Source organism: Streptomyces rubradiris (assembly GCF_016860525.1).
In the GTDB taxonomy this organism is placed as follows: Bacteria; Actinomycetota; Actinomycetes; order Streptomycetales; family Streptomycetaceae; genus Streptomyces; species Streptomyces rubradiris.
In genome coordinates this window covers 1,711,147-1,732,991 of the sequence record NZ_BNEA01000001.1, presented here as the reverse complement: position 1 = coordinate 1,732,991, position 21,845 = coordinate 1,711,147, and the positions used below count along the sequence as shown (strand labels likewise).

The window sequence follows — 21,845 nt, the reverse complement described above, 5'->3', positions numbered from 1 at the left end:
TGCCCGTGAAGTTGGGCACAACGACCACGTGGATCGCGGGCACTTGGCAGTCGTCAGCCGATCCACCACAGAGCGGAGGACTCAGAGCATGGCCGGCGCGATGCGCAAGATGGCGGTCTACCTCGGCCTCGTGGAGGACGATGGGTACGACGGCCGTGGATTCGACCCCGACGACGACTTCGAGCCGGAGCTGGACCCGGAGCCCGAGCGGGACCACCGGCGGCACGAACCGTCACATCAGCCGCATGGTGCGCATTCTCCCCAAAGGGACGAAGAGGTGCGGATCGTGCAGCCGCCCGCGCCTCGCGAACCGGTTTCCCGTTCGACTTCGCTCGCCGCGGAATCCGGACGTCCGGCGCGCATCGCGCCCGTGGCATCCATCACACAAGAACGTCAGTCCCTGGAGAAGAACGCGCCGGTGATCATGCCCAAGGTTGTGTCGGAACGAGAGCCTTACCGAATCACCACGCTTCACCCGCGGACCTACAACGAGGCCCGTACCATCGGGGAACACTTCCGTGAGGGCACCCCGGTGATCATGAATCTGACTGAGATGGATGACACAGACGCGAAGCGACTTGTCGACTTCGCGGCCGGTTTGGTGTTTGGTCTTCACGGCAGCATCGAACGGGTGACGCAGAAGGTGTTCCTGTTGTCTCCTGCTAACGTCGATGTCACGGCGGAGGACAAGGCCCGCATCGCAGAGGGCGGGTTCTTCAACCAGAGCTGAGACGCAACGCAGGACCGAAGCACGGAAAAGCATGGACAGGGGAGAGGGAACCACAGGCCATGAGCGTGTTCGCGCAGGTGATCTACATCGCGCTGATGGTGTTCCTCGTCATCCTCATCTTCCGGCTGGTCATGGACTACGTCTTCCAGTTCGCCCGCTCGTGGCAACCCGGCAAGGCGATGGTGGTCGTTCTGGAGGCCACCTACACTGTCACCGATCCACCGCTGAAGCTTCTGCGGCGGTTCATCCCGCCGCTGCGTCTCGGGGGCGTGGCGCTCGACCTGTCCTTCTTCGTACTGATGATCATCGTCTACATTCTCATCTCCATCGTGCAGGGTTTCGTGAGATGAGGGTGGACGATCCGGTCTTGCCGACTGCCGATGACAACGTTGAGGTGAAGAGATGCCGTTGACCCCCGAGGACGTGCGGAACAAGCAGTTCACGACCGTCCGCCTCCGAGAAGGCTATGACGAGGACGAGGTCGATGCCTTCCTCGACGAGGTCGAAGCCGAACTGACCCGTCTGCTCCGGGAGAACGAGGACCTGCGCGCCAAGCTGGCCGCCGCGACGCGAGCCGCCGCGCAGAACCAGCAGAACGCGCGCAAGCCTCCGGAGCAGGACCAGCAGCAGCAACATCCGCAGCAGCAGCACCCCCAGCAGCAGGGCATGCGAGGTCCCGGCCAGCCGGTGCCCGCCGGGATATCGGGCCCGCCGCAGCAGCAGATGGGCGGCCCCATGGGTGGTCCGCCCCAGCTGCCGAGCGGTGCCCCGCAGCTGCCCGCCGGCCCCGGCGGTCAGGGCGGCCCGCAGGGTCCCGGCCCCATGGGCCAGGGTCCGATGGGTCAGGGCCCGATGGGCGGTCAGCCGCCCATGCAGCAGCAGATGGGCGGCCCGATGGGCGGTCCCATGGGTGGCCCCATGGGCGGTCCGATGGGCGGCCCCGGTCAGGGCCCCGGTGGCGACAGCGCCGCCCGTGTCCTCTCGCTGGCCCAGCAGACCGCCGACCAGGCGATCGCCGAGGCCCGCTCCGAGGCCAACAAGATCGTCGGCGAGGCCCGCAGCCGCGCCGAGGGTCTGGAGCGTGACGCCCGTGCCAAGGCCGACGCCCTGGAGCGGGACGCGCAGGAGAAGCACCGTGTCGCCATGGGCTCCCTGGAGTCCGCGCGCGCCACGCTGGAGCGCAAGGTCGAGGACCTGCGCGGCTTCGAGCGCGAGTACCGCACGCGGCTGAAGTCGTACCTGGAGTCGCAGCTGCGTCAGCTGGAGACCCAGGCCGACGACTCGCTGGCCCCGCCGCGCACCCCGGCCGCCGCCTCGCTGCCGCCGTCCCCGACGCCCTCCATGGCCCCGGCCGGCGCCGGTGCCCCGTCCTACGGCGGCAACCAGTCGATGGGCGGTTCGCAGGCCCCGTCCGGTCCGTCCTACGGCGGCCAGCAGCAGATGACCCCGGCCATGACGCAGCCCATGGCCCCGGTCCGTCCGCAGGGTCCGTCCCCGATGGGCCAGGCTCCCTCGCCGATGCGCGGGTTCCTGATCGACGAGGACGACAACTGAGCACCGGGCACGGTGCGTAGGACGCCTTGAGCGTCGGCGGCATTCAGGGCGCGGCCCCGGGTTCACGATCCGGGGCCGCGCCCTTTTGCGCGGAACCCGCCCCAGCGCCGATTGAGGTGCCGCGGCCGTGGCCGCGCTCTCTCCGCGTGGCCGTGATCCCGTGCGCGGGGCGCGTGGAAGCTCTTCCGGCGCGCGGTGTCGCTCGGGGTGCGCGGGCGGACGGGAGCCGGCAACCGGCTCGCGGCGCACGGGCCGCACCGGCCGGGCTTCCCCGGGCCGAGAAGGCCGCGGTGATCGTTTTCGGGTAGTCTGGCCCGTGCGCCGGGGTGCGTAGCGCAGATGGTCGTCGCGCCTCGATGGCATCTAGGAGGACGCCGGTTCGAATCCGGCCCGCCCCGGCGCACCCGGTCGCTCGTGCGTGACACCGAAGGCCCGGCCCCCGCAGGGGGGACCGGGCCTTCGGGCTGTCCGGCGCCTACGCCTTGCGCAGGCGGAACGTCAGCGACAGACCCTCGTCGGTGAACGGCTCGCCGTAGCCGCCGTCGGCCTCGCCCTGGGCGAAGTCGGTCGCGAGGACCTCGTCGGCGATCAGACCGGCGTGCTCGGAGAGGGCCGCGACGACCGCCGGGTCCGTGGAGGTCCAGCGCAGCGCGATCCGGTCGGCGACGTCCAGGCCGCTGTTCTTGCGGGCCTCCTGGATCAGCCGGATCGCGTCCCGGGCCAGGCCCGCCTGCCGCAGCTCCTCGGTGATCTCCAGGTCCAGCGCCACCGTGGCACCGGAGTCGGAGGCCACCGACCAGCCCTCGCGCGGGGTCTCCGTGACGATCACCTCGTCCGGGGCGAGGGTGATGGTCTCACCGTCGACCTCCACGGACGCCGTGCCCTGCCGCAGCGCGAGGGACAGCGCGGCGGCGTCGGCGCCCGCGATGGCCTTCGCCACGTCCTGCACCCGCTTGCCGAACCGCTTGCCCAGCGCCCGGAAGTTGGCCTTGGCGGTCGTGTCGACCAGGCTGCCGCCGACCTCGGACAGGGACGCCAGGGAGGAGACGTTCAGTTCCTCGGTGATCTGCGCGTGCAGCTCCGGGTCCAGGGACTCGAACCCGGTGGCCGCGATCAGCGCGCGGGACAGCGGCTGACGGGTCTTGACGCCCGACTCCGCGCGGGTGGCGCGGCCCAGCTCCACCAGCCGGCGCACCAGCGCCATCTGCTGGGACAGCTCCGGGTCGATCGCCGACAGGTCGGCCTCCGGCCAGGCGGCCAGGTGCACGGACTCCGGCGCGCCCGGGGTGACCGGGACGACCAGGTCCTGCCACACCCGCTCGGTGATGAACGGGGTGATCGGCGCCATCAGCTTGGTGACCGTCTCCAGTACCTCGTGCAGCGTGCGCAGCGCGGCCTTGTCGCCCTGCCAGAAGCGGCGGCGGGAACGCCGGACGTACCAGTTGGACAGGTCGTCGACGAACGCGGACAGCAGCTTGCCGGCGCGCTGGGTGTCGTAGCCCTCCAGCGCCTGGGTCACCTGGTCGGTCAGCGCGTGCAGTTCGGACAGCAGCCAGCGGTCCAGCACCGGGCGGTCGGCCGGCGCCGGGTCCGCCGCGGACGGCGCCCATTCCGACGTGCGCGCGTACAGCGCCTGGAAGGCGACCGTGTTCCAGTAGGTCAGCAGCGTCTTGCGGACGACCTCCTGGATGGTGCCGTGGCCGACCCGGCGCGCGGCCCACGGGGAGCCGCCGGCCGCCATGAACCAGCGCACCGCGTCCGCGCCGTGCTGTTCCATCAGCGGGATCGGCTGGAGGATGTTGCCCAGGTGCTTGGACATCTTCCGGCCGTCCTCGGCCAGGATGTGACCCAGGCAGACCACGTTCTCGAACGACGACTTGTCGAAGACGAGCGTGCCGACGGCCATCATCGTGTAGAACCAGCCGCGGGTCTGGTCGATGGCCTCGGAGATGAACTGCGCCGGGTACCGGCTTTCGAACAGCTCCTTGTTCTTGTACGGGTAGCCCCACTGCGCGAACGGCATCGAGCCCGAGTCGTACCAGGCGTCGATCACCTCGGGCACGCGCACCGCTTCGAGGGAGCAGCCCTCGTGCGGGCAGGTGAAGGTGATCTCGTCGATGTACGGGCGGTGCGGGTCCAGGCCCGACTGGTCGGTGCCGGTCAGCTCGGTCAGCTCCGCGCGGGAGCCGACGCAGGTGAGGTGGTCCTCCGCGCAGCGCCAGATCGGCAGCGGGGTGCCCCAGTAGCGGTTGCGGGACAGTGCCCAGTCGATGTTGTTGTTGAGCCAGTCCCCGTACCGGCCGTGCTTGACCGTCTCCGGGAACCAGTTGGTCTTCTCGTTCTCCTGGATGAGCCGGTCCTTGATGGCCGTCGTGCGGATGTACCAGGAGGGCTGCGCGTAGTAGAGCAGCGCTGTGTGGCAGCGCCAGCAGTGCGGGTAGCTGTGTTCGTACGGCAGGTGCTTGAAGAGGAGGCCGCGCTGGGCGAGGTCCTCGGTGAGCTTTTCGTCCGCCTTCTTGAAGAAGACGCCGCCGACCAGCGGGACGTCCTCGGCGAAGGTGCCGTCCGCGCGGACCGGGTTCACGACCGGCAGGCCGTAGGAGCGGCAGACCTTGAGGTCGTCCTCACCGAAGGCCGGGGACTGGTGGACCAGACCCGTGCCGTCCTCGGTGGTGACGTAGTCGGCGTTCACCACGAAGTGCGCCGGCTCCGGGAACTCCACCAGCTCGAAGGGACGCTGGTACGTCCAGCGTTCCATCTCGGCGCCGGTGAAGGTCTGGCCCGTGCTCTCCCAGCCCTCGCCGAGCGCCTTGGCGAGCAGCGGCTCGGCGACGACGAGCTTCTCCTCGCCGTCGGTCGCGACGACGTAGGTGACCTCCGGGTGCGCGGCGACCGCCGTGTTGGACACCAGGGTCCAGGGGGTCGTCGTCCACACCAGGAGCGCGGCCTGGCCGGCGAGCGGACCGGAGGTGAGCGGGAAACGGACGTACACGGACGGGTCGACGACCGTCTCGTAGCCCTGCGCCAGCTCGTGGTCGGACAGGCCGGTGCCGCAGCGCGGGCACCAGGGGGCGACGCGGTGGTCCTGGACCAGCAGGCCCTTGCCGAAGATCCGCTTCAGCGACCACCACACGGACTCCACGTACTCGGGGTCCATCGTGCGGTAGGCGTCGTCCAGGTCGACCCAGTAGCCCATGCGGGTGGTCAGCTCGGCGAACGCGTCGGTGTGCCGGGTCACGGACTCGCGGCACTTGGCGTTGAACTCGGCGATGCCGTACGCCTCGATGTCCTGCTTGCCGGAGAAGCCCAGCTCCTTCTCGACGGCCAGCTCGACGGGCAGGCCGTGGCAGTCCCAGCCGGCCTTGCGGCCCACGTGGTAGCCGCGCATGGTGCGGAAGCGGGGGAAGACGTCCTTGAAGACGCGCGCCTCGATGTGATGGGCACCGGGCATGCCGTTGGCGGTGGGCGGGCCCTCGAAGAACACCCACTCCGGGCGGCCCTCGGACCGCTCCAGGCTCTTGGCGAAGATCTTCTGCTCGCGCCAGAAGTCGAGCACGGCGTGCTCAAGAGCGGGCAGGTCGACCTGTGCGGGCACCTGGCGGTACGTCGGCGCTGTCATCTGCGAGCATCCTCCAACGGACTTGCTGCCTTCCGTCGGAGGGACGAGAGCCTTCGATCCTGTGTACGCCGTGTGCGGCGCGCTCCCGCGGTACCACCCTCCTTGGCCCCCCGGCACGCTGTATGCGCCGGTGAGCCCCCTCATTGGGCTCGCGAAGCCGGTTCTACTCGCCGTGGCCCTGCGGCTGCGGCTTTCTTCCGGCGGCTCCGGGGTGATCTTCACGTCGCGCTCGCCCCCGGGCTCACACCGTCCCCGGGTCGCTCTGGGCTGCGTACGCCGCTACTCGTCCCCATCCACGCTTCTCGCTGCGCCCAGTGTACGGCGCCGCGCGGACAGCGGCGGACCGGTTTTCCGGGGGGCGGGGGCGGGCGGCCGGTGACCGGGGCGGATGACCCGAATGGCGAGGGGGTGCCGGAGCCGGTCCGGGCCGGCCCGGGGCGGCGGATTACCCGGCGGGGAGCTGGGCACAACGGATGCAGGCCCGTGGCTCGGGGGGCGCGGGCGGGCGAATCGGGCGGTGTGCCCCGTTGCCGCGGGACTCAAGTCGATTTATCGTCCCAGCACGATTCGCGAGCAAGATCACAATATGTGAAGGGGCCGCGGCCATGGTGGCGAAGAAGACCGCCGTACAGCAGCCGGCGACCGGGAAGACCGGCGCGCGGCCTGCCGCCAGGAAGGCGGCCCCCGACAGCACCGCCCCGGGCCGGACGGCCGCGAAAGAGGGCGAGGCCGCGAAGGAGCCGGCTGCCGGGACGAAGACGGCCGTCGCCAAGAGGACGGCCGTCGCCAAGAAGGCGGCGGTTGCCAAGAAGACGACCATCGGCAAGAAGACGGCGATCGCCAAGGAGACAGCGATCGCCAAGGAGACGCCGAACGGCAAGGAGAAGCCCGTCGGCAAGAAGACCGCGGTCGGCAAGAAGGCGGCGGTTGGCAAGAAGGCGGCGGCTGGGAAGAAAGCGGTGGGGAAGAAGACAGCGGGTGCGGACGCGGTCGCGAAGAAGTCCGCGGCGACGAAGAAGGGGGCCACGAAGAACGCGGTCGTCCCGGCGGCGGCCGCCGGGAAGAACGCCGCCGAGAAGACCGCCGTCCCCGGGGAGGCCGCCGCGGGGAAGGCCGCGGCGCGGGCGGCGGCGCACGAGAGCACGGCCAAGAAAGCGGGCGCGGCGCGGGCCGCCAAGCAGACGGGAGCCACGACGGTGGTTGCGAAGAAGACTCCTGGCACGGCCACGGCGGAACAGACCGCCGTTCCCAAGGCGCGGGCGGGCGCGGCGGAGCCCGGCGAGCTGGCGGTGCGCCCCGGCGAGGACCCCTGGAGCCCACAGGAGGCCGGCGAGGCGCGCGCGGAGCTGCAGTCCGAGCTGGAACGGCTGCGGGCGGAGATCAGCTCCTCCGAGGCGTCCCTGGTCGGCCTCATGCGGGACTCCGGGGACGGCGCCGGCGACGACCAGGCCGACACCGGCACCAAGAACATCACGCGCGAGCACGAACTGGCGCTGGCCGCCAACGCGCGCGAGATGCTCACCCAGACCGAGCGCGCCCTGGAACGGCTGGACGCGGGCACCTACGGTCTGTGCGAGAACTGCGGCAATCCCATCGGCAAGGCCCGGATGCAGGCGTTCCCGAGGGCGACGCTGTGCGTGGAGTGCAAACAGAAGCAGGAACGCCGCTCCTGAGGGCGCCCCGCCGTGCCGTAGTCTCGTGCCCAGTCAGGTACCTAGGCTGAGGGACTCACGTGGCAGAGGCGGAGCGCATCATCGGTACGCCGGACACCCCGGACGACGATCACCAGCAGACGGCGGCGGCCGGTACGGCCGCCGGCGCCCAGGCCGCCGGTGCGTCCGGGGAGGCGGGCGCGGACGGCGCGACCGGGCGGCAGACGGCGCACAAGCCCGGCCGCGGGCGCCGGATCGCCGTGCTGTTCTCGGTGGCCGCCTTCGCGTACGCCCTCGATCTGATCAGCAAGATGCTCGTCGTCGCCCGGCTGGAGGGCCGCGCGCCGATCCGGGTCGTCGGGGACCTGCTGGAACTGCACGTCATCCGCAACCCCGGCGCCGCCTTCAGCTTCGGCGCGGCGTTCACGGTGATCTTCTCGCTGATCGCCGCAATCGTGATCGTGGTGATCATCCGGCTGGCCCGCAAGTTGTACAGCTTCCCCTGGGCGGTCGCGCTCGGCCTGCTGCTCGGCGGTGCGCTCGGCAACCTCACCGACCGGATCTTCCGGGCGCCGGGCGTCTTCGAGGGCGCGGTGGTGGACTTCATCGCGCCCAAGGGGTTCGCGGTGTTCAACCTCGCCGACTCGGCGATCGTGTGCGGTGGCATCCTGATCGTGGTGCTGTCCTTCTACGGCCTGGACCCGGACGGCAAGGTCCACAGGGACTGAGGCCGAGGCCGGAGCCGGGGGGTTGTCCACAGGCTCGTTCGGTGGCCCGCGGCCCGTCCGGCATACTCGACGGGTGAGCACGATTCCCGAGATCCGTACCCTGCCCGTGCCCGACGGCCTGGAGGGCGAGCGCGTCGACGCCGCCATCTCCCGCATGTTCGGCTTCTCCCGCACGAAGGCGGCGGAGCTGGCCGCGGCCGGCAAGGTCCAGGTCGACGGCGCGGTGGTCGGCAAGTCCGAGCGGGTGCGCGGCGGCGCCTGGCTGGAGGTCGAGATGCCGCAGGCGCCCGCGCCGGTCCAGGTGGTCGCGGAGCCGGTCGAGGGCATGGAGATCGTGCACGACGACGATGACGTGGTGGTGATCGTCAAGCCGGTCGGCGTGGCCGCGCACCCGTCGCCGGGCTGGTCCGGCCCGACCGTCATCGGCGGTCTCGCCGCCGCCGGGTACCGGATCTCCACCTCCGGCGCCGCCGAGCGCCAGGGCATCGTGCACCGCCTGGACGTGGGCACCTCGGGCCTGATGGTGGTCGCCAAGTCCGAGTACGCGTACACGTCGCTCAAGCGCCAGTTCAAGGAGCGCACGGTCGACAAGCGCTACCACACGCTGGTCCAGGGCCACCCGGACCCGACGAGCGGCACCATCGACGCCCCCATCGGCCGCCACCCGAACCACGACTACAAGTGGGCGGTCACCGCCGACGGCAAGCCGTCGGTGACCCACTACGACCTCATCGAGGCATTCCGCGCCGCCTCCCTGCTGGACGTGAAGCTGGAGACGGGCCGCACCCACCAGATCCGCGTCCACATGGCCGCTCACCGGCACCCGTGCGTCGGCGACCTCACCTACGGCGCCGACCCGACCCTCGCCAAGCGGCTGCGCCTGACCCGCCAGTGGCTGCACGCCGTCCGCCTCGGTTTCGAGCACCCCGGGGACGGCCGCTGGGTGGAGTTCGGGAGCGACTACCCCGAAGACCTCCAGAAGGCCCTCGACCAGGTCCGGGAGGAGACGTGGGCGTGAGCCCGCGCCACACCGTCCGGGTCGTCGAGGACCCCGCCGACCGCGAGGCCTGCTTCGCGGTCCGCAAGGAGGTCTTCGTGGCCGAACAGGGCGTCCCGGAGGACATCGAGTACGACGCCCACGACGCCGTGGCCGTGCACGTGCTGGCGGTCCACGAGGACGGCCGGCCGCTGGGCACCGGGCGGCTGCTGTACGGCGCGGCGGCGGCGGACCGGACCGGCGGGGACGCCTCGGTCGGCGCGCTGGGCCGGCTCGCCGTCCTGCGGGCGGCGCGCGGGCTCGGCGTCGGCGCGGCCCTGGTGCGCGCCATCGAGGAGGCGGCGCGCGCGCGTGGCCTCACGGCGGTGGACCTGCACGCGCAGACCCAGGCCCTGGGCTTCTACGAACGCCTGGGCTACACGGCGTACGGCCCGGAGTTCCAGGACGCCGGCATACCGCACCGGGCGATGCGCCGGGCTCTTTAGGAGCCGGCGGCTCCGGACCGGCCGGTGCCGAGGGGATGTCCTGCGGAATCCGCAGGTCGCGATGGCAGACTGGACCCCGGCCGTGTGATCGTCGACCCCCGGAGCGCCGTCCGTGGACCAGCTGGCTCTGTTGTTCGTACTGTTGCTCGGGGCCCTGGTGAGCGTCCCGGTCGGGGACCGGCTGGGGGTGCCGGCGCCGGTGCTGATGACCCTGTTCGGTGGGGTCCTGGCCGTGCTGGATTTCGTACCCAACGTGGACATCCCGCCCGAGCTGATCCTGCCGGGGCTGCTGCCGCCCCTGCTCTACGCCGCCGTCCGCCGCACCTCCTGGCGGCAGTTCGCGGCCAACGTGCGGCCGATCTTCCTGCTGGCCGTCGCCCTGGTGTTCGTGACGATGGTCTGCGTGGCGTTCGTCGCCCACCGGATCGTGCCCGGACTTCCGTTCGCCGCCGCCTTCGCGCTCGGCGCCCTGATCGCCCCGCCCGACCCGGTCGCCGCGACCAGCGTCGCCGGACAGCTGGGGCTGCCGCGCCGGCTGGTGTCGATCCTGGAGGGCGAGGGGCTGTTCAACGACGTCACGGCCATCGTCCTGTACCACGTGGCGATCGCCGCCGCCGTCAGCGGCACCTTCTCGGCCTGGCGGGCCGGGCTGGACCTGGTGCTGTCCGCCGTCGTCGCGGTCCTCGTGGGGCTGGCGCTGGGCTGGGGCGCGAACAAGCTGATGGGCCTGCTGGGCGACCCGACGCTCCAGATCGGCATGACCCTGCTGGTGCCCTACGCCTCCTACGTGCTCGCGGAGAAGCTGCACGGCTCCGGGGTGCTCGCCGTGCTCACCACCGCCCTCTTCCTCGCCGAGTACGCCACCGACGCCGACGACGTGCTGACCCGGCTCGCCGGGCACACCTTCTGGGACATCATCGACACCCTCGTCACCGGAGTCGCCTTCGGGCTCATCGGGCTGGAGCTGCACAACGCCGTCCACACGGCCCAGGGCCGGTGGGGCGAGATGCTCGGCTGGGCGGCGGCCGTCGTGGGCGTGGTGGTGGTCGTACGGCTGCTGTGGCTGCTGCCGGCGACCTGGCTGACCAAACGGCTGCACGCCCGCCGGGACTACGACGAGGAGATCCCGGTCAGCTGGCGGGAGACCGTCGTGATGTGGTGGGCCGGGATGCGCGGGGTGGCCTCGGTGGCGCTGGCGCTGGCCGTGCCGCTGCGGACCGAGGACGGCTCCCCCTTCCCCGACCGGGACGAGATCATCTTCATCGCGTTCGGAGTGATCGTCGCCACACTGGTGGTGCAGGGGCTCACGCTGCCCTGGCTGGTGCGGCGGCTCGGGGTGCGGGCCGACGCCGCGCGGGAGAAGGAGTTCGAGAAGGAGCTGGCGGTGCGGGCGGCGAAGGCGGCCAAGCGCCGGCTGCGGGAGATCGAGCAGGTCGAGGAGCTGCCCGAGGAGCTGTCCGAGCAGATGCTGCGGCGCGCCTTCGAGATCGGGATCCGGATCAGTCCGGACATGGGGGAGGACGAGCGGCGCGAGGCCCAGGTCCAGCGGGTCAAGCGGATCAAACGGGTGCGGCGCATCCAGAACGAGATGCTCAGCGCCGCGCGGCACGAGGTGCTGGCCGCGCGGAGCGAGCCCGGCGCGGACCCGGAGATCGTGGACCGGGTGCTGCGCCATCTCGACGTACGGAGCCTGCGGTGACGTCCGCTCAGCCGCGACCCGAGCGCGGGAACTCGTAGGCCCTGCGGAAGGAGGTGCCGTCGGGAGAGGGGGCCTGGTGCGGCGGGAGGACCGCGTCGGCGGTGTTCACCCGGGGCAGCGCGTAGGGGTGTTCCGCGGCCAGCCAGGTGACCATCTGCTCGCGGACCGTGACCCGGACCGTCCAGATGTCGTCCGCGTCCTTGGCCGTCACCAGGGCCCGCACCTGGATGGTGTTGGGCGTGCTGTCCGTCACCTGGAGGCCGTAGGCGCGGCCGTCCCAGGCCGGGCAGGCGCGCAGGATGTCCCGCAACTTCTCGCGCATCGCCTCCACCGGCGCGCTGTGGTCGAGGTGCCAGTAGACGATCCCGGTCATCTGCGGGGTGCCCCGGGACCAGTTCTCGAACGGCCTGGAGGTGAAGTACGACACCGGCATGGTGATCCGGCGCTCGTCCCAGGTCCGGACCGTCAGGAAGGTCAGGGTGATCTCCTCGACCGTGCCCCACTCGCCGTCGACCACGACCGTGTCGCCGATCCGGACCATGTCGCCGAAGGCGATCTGCAGCCCGGCGAACATGTTGGACAGCGTGGACTGGGCGGCGACACCGGCCACGATGCCGAGGACACCGGCCGAGGCCAGCAGGGAGGCGCCGGCCGCGCGCATCGCCGGGAACGTCAGCAGCATCGCCGCCACGGCCACCACCCCGACGATCGCCGACACCACCCGCATGATCAGCGTCACCTGGGTGCGCACCCGGCGGACCCGGGCCGGGTCGTGGTGGGCGCGCGCGTAACGCGTGTACGTCGTCTCGACTATGGCCGCCGCGATCCGGATCACCAGCCATGCCGCCGCGCCGATCAGCACCAGGGTCAGCGTCCGGCCGACGCCGGTGCGGTGCTCCGGGAACAGCTCGGCCTCGTCGTAGGAGCCTCTGAGCAGGGCCGCGCACAGTACGAGTTGATAGGGCACGCGGGCGCGCCGCAGCAGGTCCCACAGCGGGGTGTCGCCATGCCTGTCGTCGGCCTTGCGCAGCAGCAGGTCCGTGGCCCAGCCGACCAGCAGGGTCAGCACCACGGCACCGCCGGCCACGATCGCGGGGCGGAGTACGGTCTCCATGCCTCCGAACGTAACCGGCTTCGGCCGGTCATGAACATGTGTCTTCGGGACGCGCGTGGGTAGGGCCGCGATGCGCCCCCGGTGCGCCCGGCTGGCACCATGGCCCTATGAACATCATGCTCTTTCACTCGACCTACGGGCTCAGGCCCGCGGTGCGCGAGGCCGCGGACCGGCTGCGCGCGGCGGGCCACGAGGTGTGGACGCCGGACCTCTTCGAGGGGCGCACGTTCGACACCGTCGAGGCGGGCATGGAGTTCAACGAGGGGATCGGCAAGGAGGAACTGCTGAAGCGGGCCGTGCTGGCGGCGGCGCCCTACTCCGAACGCGGGCTGGTGTACGCCGGGTTCTCGCTCGGCGCCTCCGTCGCCCAGACCCTCGCCCTCGGCGACGAGAAGGCACGCGGGCTGCTGCTCCTGCACGGCACCTCCGACATCGCGCCGAACGCGCACGTGGACGAGCTGCCGGTGCAGCTGCACGTGGCCGAACCCGACCCGTTCGAGCCGGACGACTGGCTGAGCGCCTGGTATCTGCAGATGGGCCGCACCGGCGCCGACGTGGAGGTCTACCGGTACGCCGGGGCCGGCCACCTCTACACCGACCCCGGGCTGCCGGACTACGACGCGGAGGCCGCCGAGGCCACCTGGCGGGTGGCGCTCGGCTTCCTCGGCTCGCTCGGGTGAGGGATCACACCGGGTCGTAGGTCCGCTCGACCTTCTGGGTGCCGCTCAGGGTGCGGTAGGAGCGCGCCCAGGTGGCGCGGGCGTCCGGGTCGGTGCGGTCGGACAGGACGTAGTAGTCCATCTGCGCCCGCTCGGCGGTGATGTCCAGCACGCCGTAGCCGTGCCGGTCCGTGTCGACCCAGTGGACGTGCCGGTTGGCGGCCCTGATGACCGGGGCGGCGACCGCGGAGACCGTGCCCTCGGGCACCTTGACGATGTCGTCCAGGTTGTCGGAGGTCACCGAGGTCACCACGAACTCGGTGGCCGCCGACGGCGACAGCGGGTAGGTGCCCGCGTCCACCGGCACGTCGTTGGCCCAGGCCATGTGGATGTCACCGGTCAGGAAGACGGTGTTCCTGATCGTGTTGGACCGCAGGTGGGCCAGGAGTTCGCGGCGGTCGTCGGTGTAGCCGTCCCACTGGTCGGTGTTGAAGGCGATGCCCTCCTGCGGCAGGCCGAGCAGCTTGGCGAGCGGCTTCAGCAGGTCGGCGGAGAGCGAGCCGATGGCGAACGGCGAGATCATCACCGAGTTGCCGACCAGCCGCCACTTCGTGTCGGAGGCGCGCAGTCCGGCCTTGAGCCAGTCGAGCTGGGCCCGGCCGGTGAGCGTGCGGTCCGGGTCGTCCACCGAGCCGCTCGCCGTGGCCGCCTGCCGCGAGCGGAAGGAGCGCAGGTCCAGCAGGGACAGGTCGGCGAGCTTGCCGAAGCGCAGCCGCCGGTAGGTGGTGCCGGCGAGGGCCGGGCGGACCGGCATCCACTCGAAGTAGGCCTGCTTGGCGGCGGCCTGACGGGCCGCCCAGCCGCCCTCGGCGCCCTCGGTGTGGTTGACCGCTCCGCCCGGCCAGGCGTTGTCGGCGAACTCGTGGTCGTCCCAGATCGCGATGACCGGCGCCGTCAGGTGCAGGGCCATCAGGTCGGGGTCGGTCTTGTACGTCGCGTGCCGGGTCCGGTAGTCGGCGAGAGTGAGGATCTCGTTCGCCGGCGCGTGCGGGCGGACGACCTTGCCCCGGGCGCCGTACTCGCCGGAGGCGTACTCGTAGATGTAGTCGCCGAGGTGCAGCCAGGCGTCCAGGTCGCCCCGGGCCGCGAGGTGGCGGTAGGCGGCGAAGTACCCGGCCTCCCAGTTGGCGCAGGAGACCACGCCGAAGCGCAGGGAGGAGACGTCCGCGTCCGCCGCCGGCGCGGTGCGGGTGCGCGCCACCGGGGAGTCGGTACCGCCCGCGGAGAAGCGGAACCAGTAGTCCGTGGCCGGGGAGAGGCCCCGTACGTCGGCCTTGACGGTGTGGTCGGAGGCGGCCGTGGCGGTGACGGAGCCCCGGGCGACGACGTCCGTCAGCGCCTGGTCGCGGGCCACGACCCAGCCGACCTCGGTGTCCGGGCCGAGCCCGGAGCCGGGTATGGCCTCCGGGACGGGGGTCACCCGGGTCCACAGCAGCACGCCGTCGGGCAGCGGGTCGCCGGAGGCGACGCCGTGCAGGAAGGCGGGGGCGCCGGTGGCGGCGCGGGCCGGCAGGGCGGCGGCCAGCGGGCCGGCCAGCACGGTGGACGCCGCCGCGGCCTTGACGACCGTACGGCGGCGGGGCGGAAGCGAGCCGGGGTCCTGTGCGGCCCCGGCTGATCTGTATCGACTGGTCACGACCGATCAGGTTACTGATCGGTATGCGCGAAGGCGGGCGAACTCCCGAAAGTTCGCCCGCAGTTCGGCGTGTCGTGGGCTCAGCCCTTGAGGGCCGCCTCCAGCGCGGTGTTGAACTCCTCGACGGTCATCGGCGCGTTCTTGCCGCCGGCGTCCGTCAGGGCCTTGCCGTCCATCTTCAGGGTCGGGGTGGCCTCGACGCCGTCCTTGTCGAAGACCTTCGACTCCTCCAGCGCCCACCGGTCGAAGGTGCCGTCCTTGACGTCCTTCTGGAACTTCGCGTTGCCCTTCAGGGCGGGGACCGTGTCGGCGATCTCGATCAGGTAGGAGTCGTCCTTGAACTTGTCGTCGGTCTCCGCCGGGTGCCACTTCTTGGAGAACAGCGCGCTCTTGTACTCCAGGAACGCCTCCGGGCTGACGTTGAGCGCCGCGCCCAGGGCGCTCAGCGCGTTCTTCGAACCCTCGCCGGTCAGGCCCTTGTCGAGGAAGGTCGCGCCGACGAACTGGACCTTGTACTTGCCGGCGTCGAGGTCCTCCTTGACGGTCGGGCCGACCGCCTGCTCGAAGGAGGCGCAGACCGGGCAGCGCGGGTCCTCGTACATCACCAGCGTCTTCTTGGCGGTGCTCTTGCCGACCAGGACCGTCGTGCCGTCCTCGCCCGTGGCGTGGGCCGGCTTGACCAGCTTGGCGTCCTTCGCCGACTCCCAGTAGCCGGGCTTGTTGGCCTGGACGACGGCGTAGCCGATGCCGCCGGCCGCCGCCAGCACGGCGACGACCGAGCCGGCCACGATCAGCTGCCGCCTGGCCTTGTCGCGCTTGGCCTGCCGCTCGCGCTCCTGCCGCAGCCGCTCCCGGGCCGCCGTCTTCGCGGCCTGGCTGTTCCGCTTGCTCATGGTGGTGATCTCCCTGGGGGACGCGCACATGTCGTACGCGGTTCGTAGGTGGGGGACTGATGTGCTCGGGTGCCGTCCGCCGCGCGGGAGCCGTGGCTCAGGCGAGGGCGGTCCGGCCGGGGCGGGAGCACGGCGGTCCACGCCGTCCCAGGGAGTGCGCGAGGAGCCGGTCCCGGGCGGTGGCCCGGCGCGGCGCCGGGCGGTGCGGCCCGCGGACCGGAAGCGGCCGTACGACGACCGCGGCCACCGCCAGCAGCAGCGGCCGGAAGGTGGTGGCGGCGACCGCGCGCACCAGCCGGGTCAGCGCCCGCTCGCCCCGGCGCAGCCAGGCCGCGGCGAGCAGGCCCACACCGACGTGTGCGGCCAGCAGCAGCCAGGCGGCGGCCGGGCCGGCGTGCGCGAACAGCTCTCCCGCCGGATCGGGACCGGCCATCCGGGCCAGCGGAGAGCCCACCCGGCCCTCGCACAGCACGTCCAGGCCGACCGCGCGCAGCGGGCCCGCGACCGGGCCGCCCGCCCGGCCGTAGCAGGCGTGCTGACCGGTGGTGAACACCGTGTCGGCGGCCAGCTCCAGCGGGACCAGCAGGGCCGCGATCCGGCCGAAGCCGCGCTCGCGGCCCGCCAGCCCGTACGCGGTGACGAACACCCCGGCGGCGACCGCGGCCACGGTCGCCCCCGGCAGCGGGGCACGGGACAGCAGCACGTGCGACGCGGTGCCGAGCGTCACGACGAAGGCCGTGAACAGCGCCGCGCGCACGGCTCTGAGCTGGGTCCCGGATATGTCCATAGCGATTGGAGAGTGTGTCACGTCCGCGGGTAAGGGACCCCTAAAGGGTGCCTGTGAATCCGCGAAGGTCACAGCCCCGGAATCCGGCCGTTGCGGAACAGGTCCACGAAGATCTGGTGATCGGCGCGCGCGCGTGCGCCGTAGCCGTGCGCGAAGTCCACCAGAAGGGGCGCGAAGCCCTCCTCGTCGGCCGCGATCGCCGCGTCGATGGCCCGCTCGGTGGAGAACGGCACCAGGGACTCGCCGGAGGTGTCGTCCGCCACCGCGTGCATGGTCGCGGTGGCCCGGCCCAGGTCGGCGACGACGGCCGCGATCTCCTCCGGGTCGTCGATGTCGCCCCAGTCCAGGTCCACCGCGTACGGCGAGACCTCGGCGACCAGCTGGCCCGCGCCGTCCAGCTCGGTCCAGCCCAGCCACGGGTCGGCGTGCGCCTGGAGCGCGCGCTGGGAGATCACCGTGCGGTGTCCCTCGTGCAGGAAGTACTCCGCGATGGCCGGATCCGTGACGTGCCGGGAGACGGCCGGGGTCTGCGCCTGCTTGATGTAGATCACCACATCGTTCTCCAGGGCGTCGCTGTGGCCCTCCAGGAGGATGTTGTACGACGGCAGGCCCGCCGAGCCGATGCCGATGCCCCGGCGCCCCACCACGTCCTTCACCCGGTAGGAGTCCGGGCGGGCCAGGGAGGAGTCCGGCAGGGTCTCCAGATAGCCGTCGAAGGCCGCCAGGACCTTGTAGCGGGTGGCAGCGTCCAGCTCGACGGAGCCGCCGCCCGGGGCGAAGCGGCGCTCGAAGTCGCGGATCTCCGTCATCGACTCCAGCAGCCCGAACCGGGTCATCGAGCGGGCGTCACGCAGCGCGTCCAGCAGCGGACCCTGCGCGGTCTCCAGCGTGAACGGCGGCACCTCGTCCCGCTTGGCGCCCGTGGCCAGGGCGTGGATCCGCTCCCGGTACGCGTGCGCGTAGATGGTCACCAGCTCGGTGATCTGCGCGTCGCCGAGCGCCTTCGCGTACCCGATCAGCGCGACGGACGCCGCGAAGCGCTTGAGGTCCCAGGTGAAGGGGCCGACGTAGGCCTCGTCGAAGTCGTTGACGTTGAAGACCAGCCGGCCGTTCGAATCCATGTACGTGCCGAAGTTCTCCGCGTGCAGGTCGCCGTGGATCCACACGCGCGAGGTGCGCTCGTCCAGGTACGGACCGCCGCGCCTGTCGGTGTCCAGGTCGTGGTAGAAGAGGCACGCCGTGCCCCGGTAGAACGCGAAGGCCGAGGCCGCCATCTTCCGGAACTTCACCCGGAACGCGGCCGGGTCGGCGGCCAGGAGCCGGCCGAAGGCGGTGTCGAAGACGGCGAGGATCTCCTCGCCGCGCTGCTCCTCGTCGAGCTGGGGGACCGACATCGCGGGGTGCCTCCTGGTGCATGTGTACGACAGCGTTTCTGCCGTCTCCAACGCACGAAGGTACGCGCAGGTGCCCGCCCGTCACCCGACCGCCACCCCCCACGGAGACGCTTCGCGCCACTGTGCTTGTCCTGTCCGTCACCCGACCGCCACCCCTCACGGAGGCGCTTCGCGCCACCGGCTGTCAGTGGTGAGGCATAGACTTCGACGCTGACCCCAGAACCGTCCGCCAGACCGTCGCCGAGTGTTTCCCCGGAGGCTCAACCGTGTCGAAGCCGCCCTTCACGCACCTGCACGTCCACACCCAGTACTCGCTGCTGGACGGTGCCGCGCGGCTGAAGGACATGTTCAACGCCTGCAATGAGATGGGCATGACGCACATCGCCATGTCCGACCACGGCAACCTGCACGGCGCGTACGACTTCTTCCACTCCGCGAAAAAGGCCGGAATCACCCCGATCATCGGGATCGAGGCCTATGTCGCCCCCGAGTCCCGGCGCAACAAGCGCAAGATCCTCTGGGGTCAGCCGCACCAGAAGAGGGACGACGTCTCCGGTTCCGGTGGTTACACCCACAAGACGATGTGGGCGGTGAACAAGACCGGCCTGCACAACCTCTTCCGGCTCTCCTCCGACGCCTACGCCGAGGGCTGGCTCCAGAAGTGGCCCCGGATGGACAAGGAGACCATCGCCCAGTGGTCCGAGGGCATCGTCGCCTCCACCGGCTGCCCCTCCGGCGAGGTGCAGACCCGGCTGCGCCTCGGCCACTTCGACGAGGCACTGAAGGCCGCCGCCGAGTACCAGGACATCTTCGGCAAGGACAAGTACTTCCTGGAGCTGATGGACCACGGCATCGAGATCGAGCGCCGGGTCCGCGACGGCCTGCTGGAGATCGGCAAGAAGCTCGGCATCCCCCCGCTGGTCACCAACGACTCGCACTACACCTACGCGCACGAGGCCGGGGCCCACGACGCCCTGCTGTGCATCCAGACCGGCAAGAACCTCTCCGACCCCGACCGCTTCAAGTTCGACGGCACCGGTTACTACCTGAAGTCCACGGACGAGATGTACGCCATCGACTCCTCGGACGCCTGGCAGGAGGGCTGCGCCAACACGCTCCTCGTCGCCGAGATGGTGGACACCGCCGGCATGTTCGAGAAGCGCGACCTCATGCCCAAGTTCGACATCCCCGAGGGCTACACCGAGGTCACCTGGTTCAAGGAGGAGGTCCGCCGCGGCATGGAGCGCCGCTACCCGGGCGGCGTCCCCGAGGACCGCCAGAAGCAGGCCGAGTACGAGATGGACACCATCATCTCGATGGGCTTCCCGGGCTACTTCCTCGTGGTCGCCGACTTCATCATGTGGGCCAAGAAGCAGGGCATCGCGGTCGGCCCCGGCCGTGGTTCCGCGGCCGGCTCGATCGTCGCCTACGCCCTCGGCATCACCGACCTCGACCCGATCCCGCACGGCCTGATCTTCGAGCGGTTCCTCAACCCCGAGCGCATCTCGATGCCCGATGTCGACATCGACTTCGACGAGCGCCGGCGCGTCGAGGTGATCCGGTACGTGACCGAGAAGTACGGCGCCGACAAGGTCGCCATGATCGGCACCTACGGCACCATCAAGGCCAAGAACGCGATCAAGGACTCCGCGCGCGTGCTGGGCTACCCGTACGCGATGGGCGACCGCATCACCAAGGCCATGCCCGCCGACGTCCTCGGCAAGGGCATCCCGCTGTCCGGCATCACCGACCCCAGCCACCCGCGCTACAGCGAGGCCGGCGAGGTCCGCTCGATGTACGAGAACGAGCCGGATGTGAAGAAGGTCATCGACACCGCGCGCGGTGTGGAGGGCTTGGTGCGGCAGATGGGCGTGCACGCCGCCGGTGTGATCATGTCCAGCGAGACCATCACCGAGCACGTCCCGGTGTGGGTCAGGCACACCGACGGCGTGACCATCACCCAGTGGGACTACCCGAGCTGTGAGTCGCTCGGCCTGCTGAAGATGGACTTCCTGGGCCTGCGCAACCTCACGATCATGGACGACGCGGTCAAGATGGTGAAGGCCAACAAGGGCCTCGACATCGACCTGCTGTCCCTGCCGCTGGACGACCCCACGACCTTCGAACTGCTCCAGCGCGGCGACACCCTCGGCGTCTTCCAGTTCGACGGCGGCCCGATGCGGTCCCTGCTCCGGCTGATGAAGCCGGACAACTTCGAGGACATCTCCGCCGTCTCGGCCCTGTACCGGCCGGGCCCGATGGGCATGAACTCGCACACGAACTACGCGCTGCGCAAGAACGGGCAGCAGGAGATCACGCCGATCCACCCGGAGCTGGAGGAGCCGCTCAAGGAGGTCCTGGACGTCACCTACGGCCTGATCGTCTACCAGGAGCAGGTGCAGAAGGCCGCCCAGATCATCGCCGGCTACTCGCTCGGCGAGGCCGACATCCTCCGCCGGGTGATGGGCAAGAAGAAGCCGGAGGAACTGGAGAAGAACTTCGTCATCTTCCAGGCCGGCGCCCGCAAGAACGGCTACAGCGACGAGGCCATCCAGGCGCTGTGGGACGTGCTGGTCCCGTTCGCCGGCTACGCGTTCAACAAGGCCCACTCGGCCGCGTACGGCCTGGTGTCGTACTGGACGGCGTACCTGAAGGCGAACCACCCCGCCGAGTACATGGCCGCCCTGCTCACCTCCGTCAAGGACGACAAGGACAAGTCGGCGGTCTATCTGAACGAGTGCCGTCGCATGGGCATCCGGGTGCTCCCGCCGAACGTCAACGAGTCGGAGGCGAACTTCGCGGCCCAGGGCGACGACGTGATCCTCTTCGGCCTGTCCGCCGTCCGCAACGTCGGCACCAACGTCGTCGAGTCGATCATCAAGTGCCGCAAGGCGAAGGGGAAGTACACCTCCTTCCCCGACTACCTCGACAAGGTCGAGGCGGTGGTCTGCAACAAGCGCACCACCGAATCGCTGATCAAGGCCGGCGCCTTCGACTCCATGGGCCACACCCGCAAGGGGCTCATGGCCCAGTACGAGCCGATGATCGACAACGTGGTCGCGGTCAAGCGCAAGGAGGCCGAGGGCCAGTTCGACCTCTTCGGCGGGATGGGCGAGGAGACCAGCAGCGAACCCGGCTTCGGACTCGACGTGGAGTTCTCCACCGACGAGTGGGACAAGACCTATCTGCTCGCCCAGGAGCGGGAGATGCTCGGTCTGTACGTCTCCGACCACCCCCTCTTCGGCCTGGAGCACGTCCTCGCCGACAAGGCCGACGCGGGCATCTCCCAGCTCACCGGCGGCGAGCACGCCGACGGCGCGGTGGTCACCATCGGCGGCATCATCTCCGGCCTCCAGCGCAAGATGACCAAGCAGGGCAACGCCTGGGCCATCGCCACCGTGGAGGACCTCGCGGGCTCCATCGAGTGCATGTTCTTCCCGGCCACCTACCAGCTGGTGTCGACCCAACTCGTCGAGGACGCCGTGGTGTTCGTCAAGGGCCGGCTCGACAAGCGGGAGGACGTGCCGCGGCTGGTCGCGATGGAGCTCCAGGTCCCGGACCTGTCCAACGCGGGCACCAACGCGCCCGTGATCCTCACCATCCCGGCCACCCGGGTCACCCCGCCGATGGTCAGCCGCCTCGGCGAGATCCTCAGCCACCACAAGGGCGACAGCGAGGTGCGCATCAAGCTCCAGGGCCCGCGCAAGACCACCGTGCTGCGCCTGGACCGGCACCGGGTCAAGCCCGACCCGGCCCTGTTCGGCGACCTGAAGGTGCTGCTCGGCCCGTCCTGCCTGGCCGGCTGAGGCCGCCGCCGCAAGAGGGCGGGAAAAGCAGC

16 protein-coding genes are annotated in these 21,845 nt (G+C 70.8%); 10 read left to right on the top strand and 6 right to left on the bottom strand.

The window, feature by feature from the left end; translation table 11 throughout:
• The first annotated feature begins 88 nt into the window (after positions 1 to 88).
• Genes Srubr_RS08020 through Srubr_RS08010 form a run of 3 tightly spaced genes read left to right on the top strand, consistent with a single transcriptional unit; the run spans position 89 to position 2,284 of the window.
• Positions 89 to 730 carry a cell division protein SepF gene (locus Srubr_RS08020; RefSeq protein WP_189996592.1) on the top strand — a complete coding sequence of 214 codons (642 nt, stop codon included), beginning with the start codon at positions 89 to 91 and terminating at the stop codon, positions 728 to 730.
• A gap of 59 nt (positions 731 to 789) precedes the next feature.
• Positions 790 to 1,080: a YggT family protein gene (locus Srubr_RS08015; protein WP_030605475.1), complete on the top strand. Its 291-nt coding sequence runs from the start codon at positions 790 to 792 to the stop codon at positions 1,078 to 1,080.
• A gap of 52 nt (positions 1,081 to 1,132) precedes the next feature.
• Complete coding sequence (locus Srubr_RS08010; protein WP_189996593.1) at positions 1,133 to 2,284, top strand: DivIVA domain-containing protein; 1,152 nt, start codon at positions 1,133 to 1,135, stop codon at positions 2,282 to 2,284.
• A 475-nt stretch (positions 2,285 to 2,759) separates the two neighbouring features.
• Here the strand turns inward: Srubr_RS08010 and ileS are convergent, their stop codons facing one another.
• The gene (ileS, locus tag Srubr_RS08005; protein ID WP_189996594.1) at positions 2,760 to 5,903 is read right to left on the bottom strand and encodes an isoleucine--tRNA ligase; all 3,144 of its coding nucleotides are present in this window, start codon (positions 5,901 to 5,903) and stop codon (positions 2,760 to 2,762) included.
• A gap of 605 nt (positions 5,904 to 6,508) precedes the next feature.
• Between ileS and Srubr_RS08000 the strand changes: the two genes are divergently transcribed.
• From Srubr_RS08000 to Srubr_RS07980, 5 genes are all read left to right on the top strand, one after another.
• Positions 6,509 to 7,576 (top strand): TraR/DksA family transcriptional regulator, encoded by a 1,068-nt coding sequence (locus Srubr_RS08000; protein WP_189996595.1) that lies wholly within the window; start codon positions 6,509 to 6,511, stop codon positions 7,574 to 7,576.
• A gap of 59 nt (positions 7,577 to 7,635) precedes the next feature.
• The gene (gene lspA / locus Srubr_RS07995) at positions 7,636 to 8,283 is read left to right on the top strand and encodes a signal peptidase II (protein ID WP_189996596.1); all 648 of its coding nucleotides are present in this window, start codon (positions 7,636 to 7,638) and stop codon (positions 8,281 to 8,283) included.
• Between the two features lie 73 nt (positions 8,284 to 8,356).
• Positions 8,357 to 9,301, top strand: coding sequence for an RluA family pseudouridine synthase (locus tag Srubr_RS07990; protein WP_189996597.1), 945 nt, complete (start codon positions 8,357 to 8,359; stop codon positions 9,299 to 9,301).
• Positions 9,298 to 9,765, top strand: coding sequence for a GNAT family N-acetyltransferase (locus tag Srubr_RS07985; protein ID WP_189996598.1), 468 nt, complete (start codon positions 9,298 to 9,300; stop codon positions 9,763 to 9,765). Before Srubr_RS07990 ends, Srubr_RS07985 begins: the two co-directional genes overlap by 4 nt.
• 112 nt (positions 9,766 to 9,877) lie before the next feature.
• The gene (locus tag Srubr_RS07980; protein ID WP_189996599.1) at positions 9,878 to 11,464 is read left to right on the top strand and encodes a Na+/H+ antiporter; all 1,587 of its coding nucleotides are present in this window, start codon (positions 9,878 to 9,880) and stop codon (positions 11,462 to 11,464) included.
• Between the two features lie 7 nt (positions 11,465 to 11,471).
• Here the strand turns inward: Srubr_RS07980 and Srubr_RS07975 are convergent, their stop codons facing one another.
• On the bottom strand, positions 11,472 to 12,578 hold the full coding sequence (locus Srubr_RS07975) for a mechanosensitive ion channel family protein (protein ID WP_189996600.1): 1,107 nt from the start codon (positions 12,576 to 12,578) through the stop codon (positions 11,472 to 11,474).
• Positions 12,579 to 12,685: 107 nt separating this feature from the next.
• Here Srubr_RS07975 and Srubr_RS07970 point away from each other — a divergent pair, with 107 nt between their 5' ends.
• Positions 12,686 to 13,258 carry a dienelactone hydrolase family protein gene (locus Srubr_RS07970; RefSeq protein WP_189996601.1) on the top strand — a complete coding sequence of 191 codons (573 nt, stop codon included), beginning with the start codon at positions 12,686 to 12,688 and terminating at the stop codon, positions 13,256 to 13,258.
• A 4-nt stretch (positions 13,259 to 13,262) separates the two neighbouring features.
• Here Srubr_RS07970 and Srubr_RS07965 read toward each other — a convergent pair whose 3' ends face one another.
• The 4 genes from Srubr_RS07965 to Srubr_RS07950 all read right to left on the bottom strand — a co-directional run bounded on the left by Srubr_RS07965 (position 13,263) and on the right by Srubr_RS07950 (position 18,007).
• Positions 13,263 to 14,933, bottom strand: coding sequence for an alkaline phosphatase D family protein (locus tag Srubr_RS07965; RefSeq protein WP_189996602.1), 1,671 nt, complete (start codon positions 14,931 to 14,933; stop codon positions 13,263 to 13,265).
• 80 nt (positions 14,934 to 15,013) lie between these two features.
• Positions 15,014 to 15,826: a thioredoxin domain-containing protein gene (locus Srubr_RS07960; protein WP_189996603.1), complete on the bottom strand. Its 813-nt coding sequence runs from the start codon at positions 15,824 to 15,826 to the stop codon at positions 15,014 to 15,016.
• Positions 15,827 to 15,923: 97 nt separating this feature from the next.
• Positions 15,924 to 16,613, bottom strand: coding sequence for a hypothetical protein (locus Srubr_RS07955; protein ID WP_189996604.1), 690 nt, complete (start codon positions 16,611 to 16,613; stop codon positions 15,924 to 15,926).
• Positions 16,614 to 16,681: 68 nt separating this feature from the next.
• Positions 16,682 to 18,007 carry a DUF2252 domain-containing protein gene (locus Srubr_RS07950; RefSeq protein ID WP_189996605.1) on the bottom strand — a complete coding sequence of 442 codons (1,326 nt, stop codon included), beginning with the start codon at positions 18,005 to 18,007 and terminating at the stop codon, positions 16,682 to 16,684.
• Positions 18,008 to 18,273: 266 nt separating this feature from the next.
• Between Srubr_RS07950 and dnaE the strand changes: the two genes are divergently transcribed.
• On the top strand, positions 18,274 to 21,813 hold the full coding sequence (dnaE, locus tag Srubr_RS07945) for a DNA polymerase III subunit alpha (protein ID WP_189996606.1): 3,540 nt from the start codon (positions 18,274 to 18,276) through the stop codon (positions 21,811 to 21,813).
• The last annotated feature ends 32 nt before the right edge of the window (positions 21,814 to 21,845 follow it).